At 67.1% G+C, this 13,904-nt stretch carries 15 protein-coding genes; 7 read left to right on the plus strand and 8 right to left on the minus strand.

All coding sequences use genetic code 11. The features are described from left to right. Nucleotides 1–196: 196 nt before the first annotated feature. Both E2E27_RS02495 and trmB read right to left on the minus strand, forming a co-directional pair. On the minus strand, nucleotides 197–997 hold the full coding sequence (locus E2E27_RS02495; protein WP_141457528.1) for a LytR/AlgR family response regulator transcription factor: 801 nt from the start codon (nucleotides 995–997) through the stop codon (nucleotides 197–199). A 207-nt stretch (nucleotides 998–1,204) separates the two neighbouring features. Beyond that, nucleotides 1,205–1,924, minus strand: a complete 720-nt coding sequence (gene trmB / locus E2E27_RS02500) for a tRNA (guanine(46)-N(7))-methyltransferase TrmB (RefSeq protein WP_141457529.1) — start codon at nucleotides 1,922–1,924, stop codon at nucleotides 1,205–1,207. 84 nt (nucleotides 1,925–2,008) lie between these two features. Here trmB and E2E27_RS02505 point away from each other — a divergent pair, with 84 nt between their 5' ends. Next, a complete protein-coding gene (locus E2E27_RS02505) occupies nucleotides 2,009–2,821 on the plus strand; it encodes a helix-turn-helix domain-containing protein (RefSeq protein WP_141457530.1) in 813 nt (270 codons plus the stop codon). A 225-nt stretch (nucleotides 2,822–3,046) separates the two neighbouring features. Here the strand turns inward: E2E27_RS02505 and ctrA are convergent, their stop codons facing one another. Further along, a complete protein-coding gene (ctrA, locus tag E2E27_RS02510) occupies nucleotides 3,047–3,742 on the minus strand; it encodes a response regulator transcription factor CtrA (protein WP_086606719.1) in 696 nt (231 codons plus the stop codon). 326 nt (nucleotides 3,743–4,068) lie between these two features. Here ctrA and E2E27_RS02515 point away from each other — a divergent pair, with 326 nt between their 5' ends. Continuing rightward, entirely contained in the window at nucleotides 4,069–4,644 is a 576-nt protein-coding gene (locus E2E27_RS02515; protein WP_141457531.1) for a hypothetical protein, read from the plus strand. Nucleotides 4,645–4,677: 33 nt separating this feature from the next. On the opposite strand, the gene rpoN is transcribed toward E2E27_RS02515, so the two are convergent. Beyond that, a complete protein-coding gene (gene rpoN, locus E2E27_RS02520; RefSeq protein ID WP_141457532.1) occupies nucleotides 4,678–6,183 on the minus strand; it encodes an RNA polymerase factor sigma-54 in 1,506 nt (501 codons plus the stop codon). A gap of 9 nt (nucleotides 6,184–6,192) precedes the next feature. Next, a complete protein-coding gene (lptB, locus tag E2E27_RS02525) occupies nucleotides 6,193–6,972 on the minus strand; it encodes an LPS export ABC transporter ATP-binding protein (RefSeq protein ID WP_141457533.1) in 780 nt (259 codons plus the stop codon). Between the two features lie 240 nt (nucleotides 6,973–7,212). Between lptB and E2E27_RS02530 the strand changes: the two genes are divergently transcribed. Continuing rightward, nucleotides 7,213–7,599 carry a hypothetical protein gene (locus E2E27_RS02530; protein ID WP_141457534.1) on the plus strand — a complete coding sequence of 129 codons (387 nt, stop codon included), beginning with the start codon at nucleotides 7,213–7,215 and terminating at the stop codon, nucleotides 7,597–7,599. Nucleotides 7,600–7,815: 216 nt separating this feature from the next. On the opposite strand, the gene E2E27_RS02535 is transcribed toward E2E27_RS02530, so the two are convergent. Both E2E27_RS02535 and purD read right to left on the minus strand, forming a co-directional pair. Next, on the minus strand, nucleotides 7,816–8,199 hold the full coding sequence (locus E2E27_RS02535) for a hypothetical protein (protein WP_141457535.1): 384 nt from the start codon (nucleotides 8,197–8,199) through the stop codon (nucleotides 7,816–7,818). Between the two features lie 328 nt (nucleotides 8,200–8,527). Then, entirely contained in the window at nucleotides 8,528–9,811 is a 1,284-nt protein-coding gene (purD, locus tag E2E27_RS02540) for a phosphoribosylamine--glycine ligase (protein ID WP_141457536.1), read from the minus strand. Here purD and xseA point away from each other — a divergent pair. Genes xseA through E2E27_RS02560 form a run of 4 tightly spaced genes read left to right on the plus strand, consistent with a single transcriptional unit; the run spans nucleotide 9,810 to nucleotide 13,351 of the window. Next, nucleotides 9,810–11,288: an exodeoxyribonuclease VII large subunit gene (xseA, locus tag E2E27_RS02545; protein WP_141457537.1), complete on the plus strand. Its 1,479-nt coding sequence runs from the start codon at nucleotides 9,810–9,812 to the stop codon at nucleotides 11,286–11,288. The two genes, purD and xseA, sit on opposite strands and share 2 nt — an antisense overlap. Before the next feature lie 24 nt (nucleotides 11,289–11,312). Next, nucleotides 11,313–11,516, plus strand: a complete 204-nt coding sequence (locus E2E27_RS02550) for a DUF2093 domain-containing protein (protein ID WP_141457538.1) — start codon at nucleotides 11,313–11,315, stop codon at nucleotides 11,514–11,516. Nucleotides 11,517–11,568: 52 nt separating this feature from the next. After that, on the plus strand, nucleotides 11,569–12,402 hold the full coding sequence (locus E2E27_RS02555) for a M23 family metallopeptidase (RefSeq protein WP_141457539.1): 834 nt from the start codon (nucleotides 11,569–11,571) through the stop codon (nucleotides 12,400–12,402). A gap of 37 nt (nucleotides 12,403–12,439) precedes the next feature. Beyond that, a complete protein-coding gene (locus E2E27_RS02560; RefSeq protein WP_141457540.1) occupies nucleotides 12,440–13,351 on the plus strand; it encodes an esterase-like activity of phytase family protein in 912 nt (303 codons plus the stop codon). A gap of 85 nt (nucleotides 13,352–13,436) precedes the next feature. Here the strand turns inward: E2E27_RS02560 and rpmB are convergent, their stop codons facing one another. Then, the gene (gene rpmB / locus E2E27_RS02565; protein ID WP_141457541.1) at nucleotides 13,437–13,724 is read right to left on the minus strand and encodes a 50S ribosomal protein L28; all 288 of its coding nucleotides are present in this window, start codon (nucleotides 13,722–13,724) and stop codon (nucleotides 13,437–13,439) included. Nucleotides 13,725–13,904 lie beyond the last annotated feature (180 nt).

Raw genomic sequence — 13,904 nt, forward strand, 5'->3', positions numbered from 1 at the left:
GGAGTGTCCTCCCCTTGGGCATGGGCGGGGTGCGCCGCGCAAAGCGCCGTTGCGAACATGGCGATCAGGCAGCGGAATGACGATGGAATCGCTTTCATCCAATTTTGTTAGGCGAATCAGCGGCCTCACCACCAAAAATCCCGCGAATGGACAGACCGCGTCCGCCAGTGGTCGAAATGGCGGGGCAGTTGGAGCGCTAGATTGCGCGCTGCCGCAGCGCCCGCGCACCGCTTCGGCTGGCAACCGGCGACGTGCCGTCCGACAAATGCACGCTCAGCCGCCCGCTGCCTGCAGGCTCCAGTCGCTCGATCGCGTTCAGATTGACGATGGCGGAGCGATGGATGCGCAGGAAGTGTTCGGGCAACTGCTCTTCCAGCTCATTGAGGCTGCGGCGGACCGTCAACTTCCGCGCTCCGGCGCTCACCGTGACCTGCTCGTCTCCGGCATTGAGCGAAACGATCTCGTCTACCGCAATCCGGATGATCTCATCGCCATCACGGATGAGAAGATGACGCGGCCCCTCCTTGTCGGGCGGGGCAGGGGCGTGGCCGGTCTCGACCGTTCGCTGGGACATCAATGTGGCATCGACGAGAGCGAACAACACCGCTGCGGCCAGAAAGCCCTGCAATATCTGCCATCGGAACGCCGGCCCGCTGAAGTCCGGAATGCTCCCGCCAGCGCGAAAACCGGCGTTGGCCCATCCGAGAAATGAGGCGACGACAACGTACCACAGGACTGCGAATAGCAATCCCGCCACAACAAGCGCGATCATTCGCCAGGCTGTGTGTTGCACCGCAAGCAGTCGCTCGAAAGCGGGCCGGGCCAGCAGCCCCACCACCCAGAGCGACCCCGCACTCCCCAAGGCATTGATGATGGTTGCACCCGACAGCGCGAGGCCATCGGATACGAAGACCACGATATAGCCAGGCAGCAACAGCGCGCAGAGCAATGACCACAATCGCTGATCGCGCTGTGCAACAGGTCGAAGCCACTGCATTTCGATTTGTCGCTATCCCTGTCCCACCACGCCCTGCCTGCCCCGGTTATCAGCTTGGCTTTCGTGATGCCACGATGAAGGCGGGAAAGGGGCGGTTGGCCCGATATCGGGCCGAAGCAGGAATGACCTTGCGATGCGTGCGGCCAGATGACCTGACGCGCCTGATCGCGAAGCCGACATCGTGCGCTGGAGCACAAGATGTTGATTTTATGAAGACATCGCAGCCTGACGCCGCCGGAACCGGAAGTACCACACCTCATGCCCATAGACGGTGCGCGCCTTGTGCTCGTAGCGCGTCTCGGGCCAGCCGGAGGGCCGCACCTGCCAGTCGGACGGTTTCTCGACCACCCACTCGAACAGGTCGGTGTGACGCTGCATCACCATCAGCGCGTGGCGCAGATAGACCGCGTGGTCGGTGCCGAAGCGGAATTCGGCACCGGGCTTCATCTTCTGCGCGAACAGCCGCACCGGCCCATCGTTCATCATCCGCCGCTTGGCGTGGCGAGCCTTGGGCCAGGGGTCGGGGTGGAGCAGGTAGAGCATCGTCAGCGCTCCGTCGGGGATGCGCTGGAGCACCTCGAGCGCATCGCCATGATGCAGGCGGATATTGGCAAGCCGCTGGTCGGCCACATGGGTCAGCGCCTGCGCCACGCCGTTGACGAAGGGCTCGGCGCCGATGAAGCCGTGATCGGGCAGCAGATCGGCGCGGTAGGCCAGATGCTCGCCCCCGCCGAAGCCGATCTCGAAATGCAAGGGGCGCGATTCGCCGAACAGCACCTCGGAGGTCACCGGGCCTTCCGCAGGCACGGCGATCTGCGGCAGGAGGTTGTCGACCAACCCCTGCTGATAGGTGCGCAGCTTCTTCCCGACCGAGCGGCCATAGAGCCGCGCAATGGTGGTGGGGTCGCCTTCCTTGAATGCCGTCATGGTGCGGGCGCTTGGCACGGTGCCCGGCGCGGCACAAGAAAATCGTGCTGGACGCGAGGAGCCGCACTGTGGTGAGCAGGGACCATGTCCACCCTGCCGACCGGTGCTGCCGATACGCTGTCCGCAAAGGAGCTTGAGATCCTGCGCCTGCTGGCAGGCGGGCACACGGTGAAGTCGATTGCGGCGCAGCTGGAGCGCTCGGAAGCTTCGATCAATGAACGCCTGCGCGAGGCGCGGCGCAAAACGGGGGTGGGCAGCAGCCGGGAACTGGCGCGGCAATTGGCGGCACAAAAAATCTGGGACGAGGAAATCGATCTGTCGCCGTCGGCGCGTTCGTCCGAGGCTTTGTCCGTGCCCCGCAAACCGGGGTTCGTTTGGACGAAAGGACGAATCGCCATGGCTTTCCTGCTCCCCGCCGCCGTGCTGGGCCTCGCGCTCGCTGCCGGCACCGCTACCCGGCCCGAGGCGGTCGAAACCGCGCAAACCGCGCAGGCGACCTCCCCGCTGGCCGGGCGCTGGTCGCTCGATGTCACGCGGCTCCCCGAGAACGAGCGCCCGCTTGACGTGACGATTACCTTCACGCCGCAAGCCGACGGGCGAATGCATACGGTGGTGTTGATCGAAAACCGCGACGGCGGGACGATCAAGGCGGAATCGACCGCTGCAACCGATGGCGTGGCGGTGCCGGTCGGCGGAAACTTCGCCGAAGTCGATTCGGTCGCTTTGCGTCAGCCGGCACCCGACACGCTGGTGATGACGCTGGCGAAGGGCGGAGAGCGGGTGTCGACCCGCGTCTACACCGTGGCGAAGAACGGCCAGAGCATGACCGAGACGATCGTCTGGGCCAACGGCGAAATGCCCGATCCCAAGGCGGTGGTGTTCAAGCGGACAGGCTGAAGCGCGAACGCCCGGAGCGAGGGCCCCCGGCGTCCATGCTCCATCAAGAGCGCCGTACCCCCACCCCCAACCCCTCCCCAAGGGGAGGGGAGCAAGGGGGCAAGCACGTTCGAAAACAGCCCCGGCCCAAAGGGCCGCAAGGCCGACTGGCCGCCCGCAGCTGCTCGATCCCGCAGGGATCGAAAGGCAGCGAGGATGAGGGCCCGGATGGGCCCTCGCAACAAATTACGCCGCTTCGACCACCGTTTCGTCGTCGCGCAGCACATAGCCGCGGCCCCACACGGTCTCGATGTAGTTCTCGCCGCCGCAGGCCAGCGACAGCTTCTTGCGCAGCTTGCAGATGAACACGTCGATGATCTTGAGTTCCGGCTCGTCCATCCCGCCGTAGAGGTGGTTGAGGAACATTTCCTTGGTGAGCGTGGTGCCCTTGCGAAGCGAGAGCAGCTCCAGCATCGCATATTCCTTGCCCGTCAGATGCACGCGGGCGCCATCGACTTCGACGGTCTTGGCGTCGAGGTTTACGGCGAGCTTGCCGGTGCGGATCACCGACTGCGAATGGCCCTTCGAACGGCGCACCACGGCATAGATGCGGGCGACCAGTTCTTCGCGGTGGAACGGCTTGGTGACATAGTCATCGGCGCCGAAGCCGAAGCTGCGAATCTTCGAATCCATCTCGGAAATGCCCGAAAGGATCAGCACCGGGGTCTGCACCTTGGCGACGCGCAGCTTCTTGAGCACGTCATAGCCATGCATGTCGGGCAGGTTCAGGTCGAGCAGGATGATGTCGTAATCATACAGCTTGCCGAGGTCCAAACCCTCCTCGCCAAGATCGGTCGAATAGACGTTGAAGCCCTCGGTCGTGAGCATCAGCTCGATCGCCTTGGCGGTGGTCGGTTCGTCTTCGATCAGCAGAACGCGCATCTTAGTCCCCTGTCTTACCCCTGGTAACCCCTGCTTAGGAGAGGTTGCCGTCTGTTAACCACGCCACTTCTCACCAAAAAAGGTTAATAAGATGTTTAAGGCGTTAACGTTTTGAAGTGAGTCTTTCGAGTCACACCCCCGGCAGGGGCAAAACCGCCACAGGGATAAAGCTTTACGACCGCTCTGCCCACTGCGGGAAAGTGCTAAGATGCGCCCGCGAGTTTCTTTGCCCTGCGCCGCTAAGCGGGCAAAGATGACAGGCCTTGTCACTAGGGCGCCGCCGCCGGGGCTGATATCGCCGCCCCCCAATCTGGCGGAGAGACATCATGAAAATTCTGCAAGCCGCGGCGACGGGAGTAGCGATCGTGGCGACGGGCCTCACCCCGCAGGCACCGGCGCGCGCGGCGCAGCAAACCGCCGAGACGCTCCATTCCGTCACGCAGGGCGGGTTCCGGCTGACGGTAAAAAAGCGCGAGGGCAGCCTCGGGTCGTGCGAGCTCGGCCTGCAGGCCAGCGCGGCGGGGCGCGAATTCGCCCTGACCGTCAACCAGAACCGGCACGGGCGCACGATGATGGTGCTCGGCGGCGCGAAGACCTTGCTGCGGACGATGCGTTTTGCAGTGCCGGTGCAGCCGGAGGAAATCAGGCCCTTCACCATCAAGACGATTGGCCCGGATACGCCGGCGATCACCCGCGTGGCGCTGAAAACCGATGTCAGCACCGATGCCTTCTATGTCGGAACCGGCGGCCTCAGCCCCGAAAACCGCGCGAATCTGCTCACCGGCGCGCAAGGCTGGGAGGTGTTCGACAAGGACGGCGTGCTGCTGCACAACTTCGCCCCGCCCCAGCCCGCGCTGGCCAATGCGCTCGCGGCGTTCGAGACCTGCAACCGATCCTGGTGATCCGTCACCGGCGCAAGGCCAAGGGTCGGCGCGCTACAGACCCGCCAGCTTTTTCGCCCGCCGCCGCTCGGCGCTCGATCCCAGCCCGATCGCCTCGCGATATTTGGCGACCGTGCGCCGGGCGAGGTCGAAACCTTCCTTCTGGAGCATCTCGGCAAGCTGCTGGTCGGAGAGGATGTTCTTCACCGTCTCGGCATCGATCAGCGCCTTGATCCGCGCCTTGATCGCCGCGCTCGACGCGCCTTCCCCATCGGCGCCCTCTCCGATTCGGCCGACCCCGCTGGTGAAGAAATATTTGAGCTCGAAGGTGCCGCGCGCACAGGCGAGATATTTGTTGCTGGTGACGCGGCTGACCGTGCTTTCGTGCATCTCGATCTGCTCGGCCACTTCGCGCAGCGTAAGCGGGCGCAGTTCGGAGACACCGCGGCGGAAGAAGCCGTCCTGCTTCTTCACGATCTCGGCGGCGGTCTTGAGGATCGTCTTCTGCCGCTGGTCGAGCGCGCGGATCAGCCAGTGCGCATCGGCCAGCTTCTCCTTGAGCCAGCCCTGCGATTCGCGGCTGGTCGCGCCGGCGTTGAGCTCCACGAAGTAGCCGCGGTTGACGATCAGCTTGGGCAGGGTGTCTTCGTTCAAAGCGATGTCCCACCCCCCGGCGGCATTGGCGGTGACGAGGATGTCGGGCACCACCGTTCCCGCGTCCGAGGGCGCGAAGGCGAGGCCGGGGCGCGGGTTGTAGCTGCGCAGCTCGCGCAGCATGTCGGCGAAATCCTCGTCGTCGACGCGGCACAGGCGCTTCAGCCGCTCCACCTCGCCGCGCGCGACCAGATCGAGGTTGTCGATCAGCGCCTTCATGCAGGGGTCGTAACGGTCCGCCTCGCGCGCCTGGATCGCGATGCACTCGGCCAGATTGCGCGCGCCGATGCCCGATGGGTCGAGCGACTGCACCAGTCGCAATCCCGCCTTGGCATCGAAGACATCGACCCCGAGATCGTCGGCCACCTCCTCAAGCGGGAGTGTGAGATACCCCGCCTCGTCGAGCAGCCCGATGATGTGGCGCGCGATGGCAAGCGTGCGCGGGTCGCTGGCCGCTGCGCCGAGCTGGCCCTCCAGATGCTCGACCAGCGTGACCTCGGCGGCGCGCAGCTGCTCCCAGTCGGGCATCTCGTCGAAGTCGCCGCCGGAGCCTGCCGCCGCGCCCCATTCGGCATCGCGCATACTCGGCCCCGCGCCGTCGCCGGTGTCGAAATCGCGGTCCACCGCGCCGAGATCGAGCGGCGCGTCGCCCTCCCCCCCGCCCGCCAGCATCAGCTGATCGGCGGTCGCCTCCTCGCCCGCGGGCGCGGCAATCTCGATCCGCTCCGGCTCGCCCGGTTCGGCTGGCCCGCCGGTGTCGAGCAGCGGGTTGGCTTCCAGCGCCTCGGCGATGAAGGTCTCGATCTCGAGGTTGGAGGCCGCCAGCAGCTTGATCGCCTGCCGCAATTGCGGCGTCATCACCAGCGATTGCGTCTGCCGGATATCGAGGCGGGGGCCGAGCGCCATCGCGGTTCGCTAGAGCGTGAAGCTCTCGCCGAGATAGAGCCGCCGCACGTTCTCGTCGGCGACCAGTTCCTGCGGAGACCCTGCGAACAGCACCTGCCCGCCATAGATGATGCAGGCGCGGTCGACGATGTCGAGCGTCTCGCGCACGTTGTGATCGGTGATCAGCACGCCGATGCCGCGCTGCTTCAGATCCTTCACCAGATCGCGGATGTCGCTGATCGAGAGCGGGTCGATGCCCGCAAACGGCTCGTCGAGCAGCATGATCGAAGGCTTGGCCGCCAGCGCGCGGGCGATCTCGCAGCGGCGGCGTTCACCCCCGGAGAGCGCCATCGCGGGCGATTCGCGCAGGCGGGTCAGGCCGAACTCGCCCAGCAGCCGCTCCAGCTCGGAGGCGCGGGTGGCCTTGTCGGGCTCGACCATCTCGAGCACGCAGGCGATGTTCTGCTCCACCGTCATGCCGCGGAAGATGCTGGTTTCCTGCGGCAGATAGCCGAGGCCAAGGATCGCGCGGCGATACATCGGCAGCTTGGTCACATCCTCGCCGTCCATCAGGATGCGGCCCGAATCCGGCTTCACCAGACCCATGATCGAATAGAAGCAGGTGGTCTTGCCCGCGCCGTTGGGGCCGAGCAGGCCGAGCACCTCGCCCTTGGCGACGTTCAGCGAAATGTCGGTCAGCACCGCGCGCTTGTCGTAGCTCTTGGCGATCGAGATCACCTCCAGCCCGCTGCCGATGGGCTGGACGGGGGCAGGCTCGATGCCCGGTTCGGAAAGGGTCGTGCTGCTCATCGCCTGCCAGCCTTAGCAGCCTTGGCCCGCCAGAAAAGGGGCACGGGGCGTTTGGCAGGATTTTTGCTTAGCTTCCCGCAGTCAGCCAGGGCGCGATCAAAGCCGCTGCAATTCCCGCCGCTTGGGGCCCGCCTGATGCGCGAAACGCAACAAAATGGCGGAATTGCGCGGCTTCTTGCAAGCATGGACAAGCTTTGCGATAGTGCCCGCATCACAACAGACCGTTGGGGAGCGGCGCATATGGTCAATCTGCACAAGCATGGAGCAAAGGGCGTCGGGGAGGCTCTGCCGGCCGAACGGGCGCGCGACTGGCGCAAGGCGATGAGCGATCATGTCGCCTACGGGCTGCTGGTCTACACCGCCTTGCAGATCTTCGTGACGGTCAAGGCGCTGTCGGAGGGCTCCTCCACCCTGCTGCCCTATCTCGCGCTGGTGGTGCTGGTCGCGGGCATCATCCCGGTGTGCCGCTGGTTCGAGAAGCGCTGGGCGGTGCTGAGCGACGCCGAAGCGGTCGATCCGGCCTATGCCCCCGCCTTCCGCCGCGACATTGCGACGCTGTGGGCGCTGGCGATCGGCCTGCCCTTCGGCCTGACGCTGATCTTCAAGATGGTGCTGAGCCTGTTCTGATCGCGGGCCTTCGAATCGCCACAAGATCGCTGGAGAACCCGTTCAGCTTCCGGCCGTGTTTCCCGGGTGTGGAGACACATGAGACACTGTCCAGGAGCAAAACTCCGGACCCCTTGCGAGGGGAGTTTCGTTGCTGGCGAGCGGGCTGACGATGCAGAAGAGCCGGGGGCAAAGAGCGGCGCGCACCCTAGCGCGGTCTGCCGCCTGTAGGAAAGCTCACTCGTCGGGCACGTATCCGGCGTCGCGCAGCGTCACCATGTAGCGCGCGATCTGGTCGATCTGGGCGCGGGTGAGGGTGAAGTCCATGTCCTCGGGATAGTTGTGCGCATTCGCCAGCCAGTCGGCGAGCGACGTTTCCGAGAGCCCGCGCCGGTTGGCGATCGCGGCGAAGCTGGGCGAGGCCGGGTTGGGCGACAGGAACGGCGGCTCCACCGCATGGCACCCCCCGCACGCGCCCTCGACGAATGCCGGGGCGCGGGTATCGACCGAAGGCGATGTGCGCTTGCCGAGCATCGGCGGCGGATTGTCGGTGCCGGGCGCGGCACAGGCGGCGAGCGCGAGAAGGGCGAGCGGGACGAGGAGGGTGAGGCGGTGGGTCATGCTGGCCTTATCGGCCCGCCGCGAACACGTGTCTTTGATCGCGATCAAATTTGCAGCGCGTCCGTGGGCATGCGACGCTCCGCCTCTTCGTCATCCCAGCGAAAGCTGGGATCGCCGTCGATCAGTGGATTTGCGCGAAAATATCACTCCCGTCAGGGTTTGTCGTTTCGACCAGTTCGATTTTCCGCGCCGTCATCGCCGTGAGCGAACGCAAGAGCGAGAACGATCCCAGCTTTCGCTGGGATGACGATCATGGCAATCGCCAACTTCCGCCTCGGGGTCGTTTGCTGAACAGCAGGAAGGTTCCAGAAGCGGGGCAAAGCCGCTGCTATGCTGAAGCCTCGCGCTCAACCTCCCGCCAGCCGATGTCGCGGCGGCAGAAGCCGGTGGGGAAGGCGATCGCGTCGACCGCTTCATAGGCGATCCGCTGCGCTTCGGTGACGGTGCGGCCCATAGCGGTGACGGCGAGCACGCGGCCGCCGTTCGCCACCAGCGTGCCGTCCTTCAGCGCGGTGCCGGCGTGGAAGATCTTCACCCACTCATGGTGCGGGCCGCCGAGGTCAATCGCGCCGCCCTTTTCGGGCGTGCCGGGGTAGCCCTTGGCGGCCATGATCACCGTCAGGGCAAAGGCAGCCTCGAACTCGGGCGATCTTGCGTCCAATTCGTCGAGCTTGCCGGTGGCGCACAGCCACATCATCCACGCCAGATCATCGCGCAGCAGCATCATCAGCACCTGGCATTCAGGGTCGCCAAAGCGGGCGTTGTATTCGATCAGCTTCGGCCCCTCGGCGGTCAGCATCAGCCCGGCGAAGAGCACGCCCTGATAGGGGTTGCCCTCCTCGCGCATGGTGCGCACCGTCGGCTCGATGATCTCGGCCATGACGCGGGCCTGCAAGTCGGCGGTCAAGACCGGCGCGGGGGAATAGGCGCCCATACCGCCGGTGTTGGGGCCGGTATCGCCGTCGCCGACGCGCTTGTGGTCTTGCGCAGAGCCGAAGGGGACGATGGTGGTGCCATCGGTGAGCGCAAAGAAGCTCGCTTCCTCGCCAGCCATGAACTCCTCGATGACCACCTGCGCGCCCGCGCCGCCGAAAGCACCGCCGAACATGTCGGCAAGGGTTTCTTCGGCCTTGGCGAGGGTTTCGGCGATCACCACGCCCTTGCCCGCCGCCAGCCCATCGGCCTTGAGAACGTAAGGCGCGGCAAATCGGGCGAGCGCGGCGCGGGCTTCCGCGAGACTGGACGTGCGCACGTAACCGGCGGTGGGGATGCCCGCGCGGGCGCACAAGTCCTTGGTAAAACCCTTGGAGCCTTCCAGCTGCGCGGCCGCCTGCGAGGGGCCGAACACCGGTACGCCCGCTGCCCTCAGCGAGTCCGACAGCCCGTCCACCAGCGGCGCTTCGGGGCCGACGACGACGAGGTCGATCTCCTCCGCCTCGCAAAAGGCGATCACCGCGCCGTGGTCGGTGACGTCCAGCGCGACGCACTCGGCCTCCTCGGCGATGCCGGGATTTCCGGGGGCGGCGTAGAGCCGGGTGCAGGCGGGGGATTGCGCCAGCTTCCAGCTCAGCGCATGTTCGCGGCCCCCAGACCCCAGAAGCAGGATATTCATGGCCCCTCCGCCCAACTCCGATAACGATGCCGGGCTGGTAGCGCGCGAAAGGCAGGGCGACAACGCCCAGCCGCTGACCATCAGCGAGATTTCCGCGCTGCTGAAGCGCACGGTCGAGGACCGCTTCGGCTTCGTCCGCCTGCGCGGCGAGCTGTCGGGGGTGAAGCGCGCGGCTTCGGGGCATTTCTACTGCGCGCTGAAGGACGAAGGCGCGGTGATCGACGGGGTGATGTGGAAGGGCAACGCCGCGCGCCTCAATTTCCGCGCGGAGGACGGGCTGGAGGTGATCGCCACCGGCAAGCTCACCACCTATCCGGGCCGCTCGAAATACCAGATCGTGATCGACAGTCTGGAACTCGCGGGCGAGGGCGCGCTGCTGGCGCTGCTGGAGAAGACCCGCGCACGGCTGGCGGCGGAGGGCCTGTTCGCGCCCGAGCGCAAGCGCGCCCTGCCGTTTCTGCCGCGCACCATTGGCGTCGTCACATCGCCCACCGGCGCGGTGATCCGCGACATTCTCCACCGCCTCGCCGACCGCTTCCCCACGCATGTCATCGTCTGGCCGGTGCTGGTGCAGGGCCAAGGCGCGGCGGAGCAGGTCGCGGCGGCGGTGCGCGGGTTCTCGGCGATCCAGGCCGGCGGGCCCATCCCGCGCCCCGACCTCGTGATCGTCGCGCGCGGGGGCGGCTCCATTGAAGACCTGTGGAGCTTCAACGAGGAAGCGGTGGTGCGCGCCATCGCCGAATGCACGATCCCCACCATCAGCGCGGTGGGACACGAGACCGACACAACGCTCGCCGATTACGCCGCCGACCGCCGCGCGCCCACCCCCACCGCCGCCGCCGAAATGGCGGTGCCGGTGCGCGCCGATCTCGCCTTCACGCTCACCGATCTCGCCGCGCGCCAGCGCCGCGCGGTGTACCGCCCGCTCGAACTCGGGCGCGAGCGGCTCGAAGCCCGCGCCCGGCTGCTGCCGCGCCCCGAAAACCTGCTCCAGCCGCAGGCGCAGCGGCTCGACGACCTCGCCGAACGCCTGCGCCGCGCGCTGGGTGATCGGTCTGCCAAGGGGCGCGAGCGGCTGGCGGGGGTGGCGGCGCGGCTTTCTCCCAGCCTGCTGTCGCGCGCCTCCGCCGAGGCGCAGCGGCGGCTCGAGCGTGCGCGGCTGGCCCCGGCACTGGTCGAGCGGCCCCTGCGCCAAGGCGCAGACCGGCTCGCCGCGCTGACCCGTGTGATGAGCCAGCTCCACCCCGAAAAGCCGCTCGAACGCGGCTATGCCATCGTGCGCGGGGCGGCGGGGCAGGCGCTGACCACCCGCGCCGAAGCTGCGGGCGAGGCGCGCCTGCTGGTGCAGTTCCGCGACGGCACGCTCGCCGCGCTTCCCGCCGATGGCGCGCCGCCACCGGCTCCGACTCCCTCCCCCGCCCCGGCCCGCAAGCGCCCCGCGTCGCGCCCGCCGGCACAAGATGATTTGTTCGGTTAGCCACACGGTGCTATCACCTTGTCCATGCTGATGTCCTCCGCCGACAAGACCGCCAAGCTCTATTACGGCCCCTCGAGCTTCCGCATCCTGCGCCCGGGCAGCCATGTGCTCTGCGCGGTGACGGGAGAGGCGATCCCGCTCGCCGAATTGCGTTACTGGAGCGCCGAGCGGCAGGAGGCCTATGCCTCGTGCGAGATCGCCACGCGCCGCCTGCTTGGCCTTGACTAGGGCGGGGACCAGGGCGGGCGGAACTCCGGGCCTGCGCGCGCTTGCGGCCTTGATGGCCGCCGCCGTGCTGGGGTGGGCTGCGGCCAGTCCGGCATCCACTCCCGAAGACGGGGCATCTCACGCGCAGACCCCGCGGTTTGCATGGTCCGGCGCATTGACGCAGGGCGGCTTCATCCGCGGGTTCGCGCCCGCCGGAGCGGTGGCGGTGACGGTCGGCGACACGCCGGTCGACCTCGCCGAGGACGGTAGCTTCTTCGCTGCCTTCGACCGCGATGCGCCCGCTGCCGTGCAGATCGAAGCGCAGCTGGCGAGCGGGCAGGTGCATGGCGAAGCGCTCGCCATCGCGCCGCGCCAATGGCAGATCGAGCGGATCGCCACGGCCCGGCGCAGCGGCGGCGGCTCGGACGAGGCCTACTGGAAAATCCGCGAGCCCGAATACAACGCCATCAACGCCGCCCGCGCGCAGCGCACCGGGGCGAAGGGGTGGCGGCAGGACTTCATGTGGCCGGTGAGGGGACGCATTTCCGGTCGCTTCGGCCGCCAGCGGATCTACAATGGCGAGCCGGGCGCCTTCCATACGGGCATCGACATCGCGCCGGGCAACGGGGTGCCCTTCGTCGCCCCGGCGGATGGGGTGGTGGTGCTGGCGCGCACCGGCTTCAGCCTCGAAGGCGGGCTGATCATCATCGATCACGGCAGCGGGCTCAACAGCGCCTTCCTCCACGCCTCGAAGATTGTTGTGCGCGAGGGCGAGGCGGTGACGCAGGGCCAGCATATCGGCAATGTCGGCGCAACCGGCCGCGCAACCGGGCCGCATCTGCACTGGAGCCTCAAATGGGGCGATGCGCGGCTCGATCCGCTGCTGTTCACCGGGCCGATGAACTGAGGTGGCAAGGCCCCGCAGGCTTCTCGCGGCGCTGGCCGTGGCGCTGCTCTGCGCGCCGGGGACATGGGTGCGGACACCGCTGCCCAACTCCGCGCCGCGCGATGTCGCCGTCACCCGGCTGCAAGGCCCCGGCCCCACGGGAACACCCGGCTGGGACATTGCCGGGGTGTGGGAATATGATGCCGAAAGCCTGATGTTCGGCGGCTATTCGGCGCTGCTGGCCCTGTCCGGTGACCGGCTGCGCGCCTTCACCGACCGCGCCTTTCGCATGACGCTGATCGCGCCCGATGCACAAGACCCGCAAGAGCTGATCGACCGCCAGCTGGTCGCGCGCGCGGATGCGAACGACCTCTGGGACATCGAATCCGCCACCCGCGATCCCGCGACCGGGCGGTACTGGCTCGGCTACGAGAACCACCACACCATCCACCGCTTCACCCGCGAAGGCATCGTCGATGGCAAGCGCGACCTCACCGGCGAGGTCGACTGGGGTGACAATGGCGGGGCGGAGGCGATGACGCGGCTTGCCGACGGGCGCTTCGTGGTCCTGCCCGAAGGCGGGCGCAAGGGGGTGATCTTCGCCGATGACCCGGTCGAGGGCGCGCCCATGCAGCGCTTCGCCTTCCGCAACCCCGCCCCGGGCTTTGCCGCCACCGACATGGCGCAACTGCCCGATGGCCGGCTGATCGTGCTGATGCGCGACGTGATTTGGGCCTTTCCGACCTTCACCAGCCTGATCGCGATCGGCCCGCCGCCGGTGGCCGGCGGCGTCTTCGCGCCCGAGACGGTGCTGCAGCTCGATCCCGCGATCCCGCGCGAGAATTACGAAGGCCTCGCCCTGCGCCCGCGCGCCGACGGGCGGATCGACGTGTGGCTGATATCCGACGACAATCTGTCGGTCATCCAGCGCACCTTGCTGGTGAAACTGGTCTTCGACCCCGCCGCCTGAACGGGCGCGCAGCGGACAAACGAAAAGGCGCCCGGAATGCCGGACGCCCGATCGGTTTGCCAAGGCCCCGAGGGGCCCCGCCTTATTAGGCCGCGGCCTGAGCCTTCACCAGCTCGCGCTTCACCTTCAGCGCATTGGCCGAAAGCTTGTCGTCGCTGGTCTTGAGCAGCCAGTTGTCGAGCCCGCCATTGTGCTCGACCGAGCGCAGACCGTGGGTCGACACGCGGAACTTGAAGCTGCGGTCCAGCTTCTCGCTCATCAGCGTGACGTTCTGCAGGTTGGGCAGAAAGACGCGCTTGGTCTTGTTGTTGGCGTGGCTCACATTGTGGCCAACCTGGCGACCCTTGCCGGTCAGTTCGCAGATGCGCGACATGGTGTGTCTCTTCTCGTAAGGTTCGGGCCCAGGCTCGAGCCCGGACAAGGAAAGCGGCGCGCATAACGGGCAAGGGCCGAATCGTCAACCCGCTTGCGCCTTTCGGGCAGGCCCGATCGGTTCGCCCTGCATAAGCCACGTTCTGGCCGGTTGCCGGATGGACAAGGGAACTTCCCGAGC

Origin of the sequence: Porphyrobacter sp. YT40, assembly GCF_006542605.1 — a bacterium.
GTDB lineage: Bacteria > Pseudomonadota > Alphaproteobacteria > Sphingomonadales > Sphingomonadaceae > Erythrobacter.

Bases quoted from the DNA above. Each gene is read 5' to 3' on its own strand.
- E2E27_RS02495 (WP_141457528.1), bottom strand. From the start codon at position 997: ATGCAGTGGCTTCGACCTGTTGCACAGCGCGATCAGCGATTGTGGTCA.
- trmB (WP_141457529.1), bottom strand. From the start codon at position 1,924: ATGACGGCATTCAAGGAAGGCGACCCCACCACCATTGCGCGGCTCTAT.
- E2E27_RS02505 (WP_141457530.1), top strand. From the start codon at position 2,009: ATGTCCACCCTGCCGACCGGTGCTGCCGATACGCTGTCCGCAAAGGAG.
- ctrA (WP_086606719.1), bottom strand. From the start codon at position 3,742: ATGCGCGTTCTGCTGATCGAAGACGAACCGACCACCGCCAAGGCGATC.
- E2E27_RS02515 (WP_141457531.1), top strand. From the start codon at position 4,069: ATGAAAATTCTGCAAGCCGCGGCGACGGGAGTAGCGATCGTGGCGACG.
- rpoN (WP_141457532.1), bottom strand. From the start codon at position 6,183: ATGGCGCTCGGCCCCCGCCTCGATATCCGGCAGACGCAATCGCTGGTG.
- lptB (WP_141457533.1), bottom strand. From the start codon at position 6,972: ATGAGCAGCACGACCCTTTCCGAACCGGGCATCGAGCCTGCCCCCGTC.
- E2E27_RS02530 (WP_141457534.1), top strand. From the start codon at position 7,213: ATGGTCAATCTGCACAAGCATGGAGCAAAGGGCGTCGGGGAGGCTCTG.
- E2E27_RS02535 (WP_141457535.1), bottom strand. From the start codon at position 8,199: ATGACCCACCGCCTCACCCTCCTCGTCCCGCTCGCCCTTCTCGCGCTC.
- xseA (WP_141457537.1), top strand. From the start codon at position 9,810: ATGGCCCCTCCGCCCAACTCCGATAACGATGCCGGGCTGGTAGCGCGC.
- purD (WP_141457536.1), bottom strand. From the start codon at position 9,811: ATGAATATCCTGCTTCTGGGGTCTGGGGGCCGCGAACATGCGCTGAGC.
- E2E27_RS02550 (WP_141457538.1), top strand. From the start codon at position 11,313: ATGCTGATGTCCTCCGCCGACAAGACCGCCAAGCTCTATTACGGCCCC.
- E2E27_RS02555 (WP_141457539.1), top strand. From the start codon at position 11,569: ATGGCCGCCGCCGTGCTGGGGTGGGCTGCGGCCAGTCCGGCATCCACT.
- rpmB (WP_141457541.1), bottom strand. From the start codon at position 13,724: ATGTCGCGCATCTGCGAACTGACCGGCAAGGGTCGCCAGGTTGGCCAC.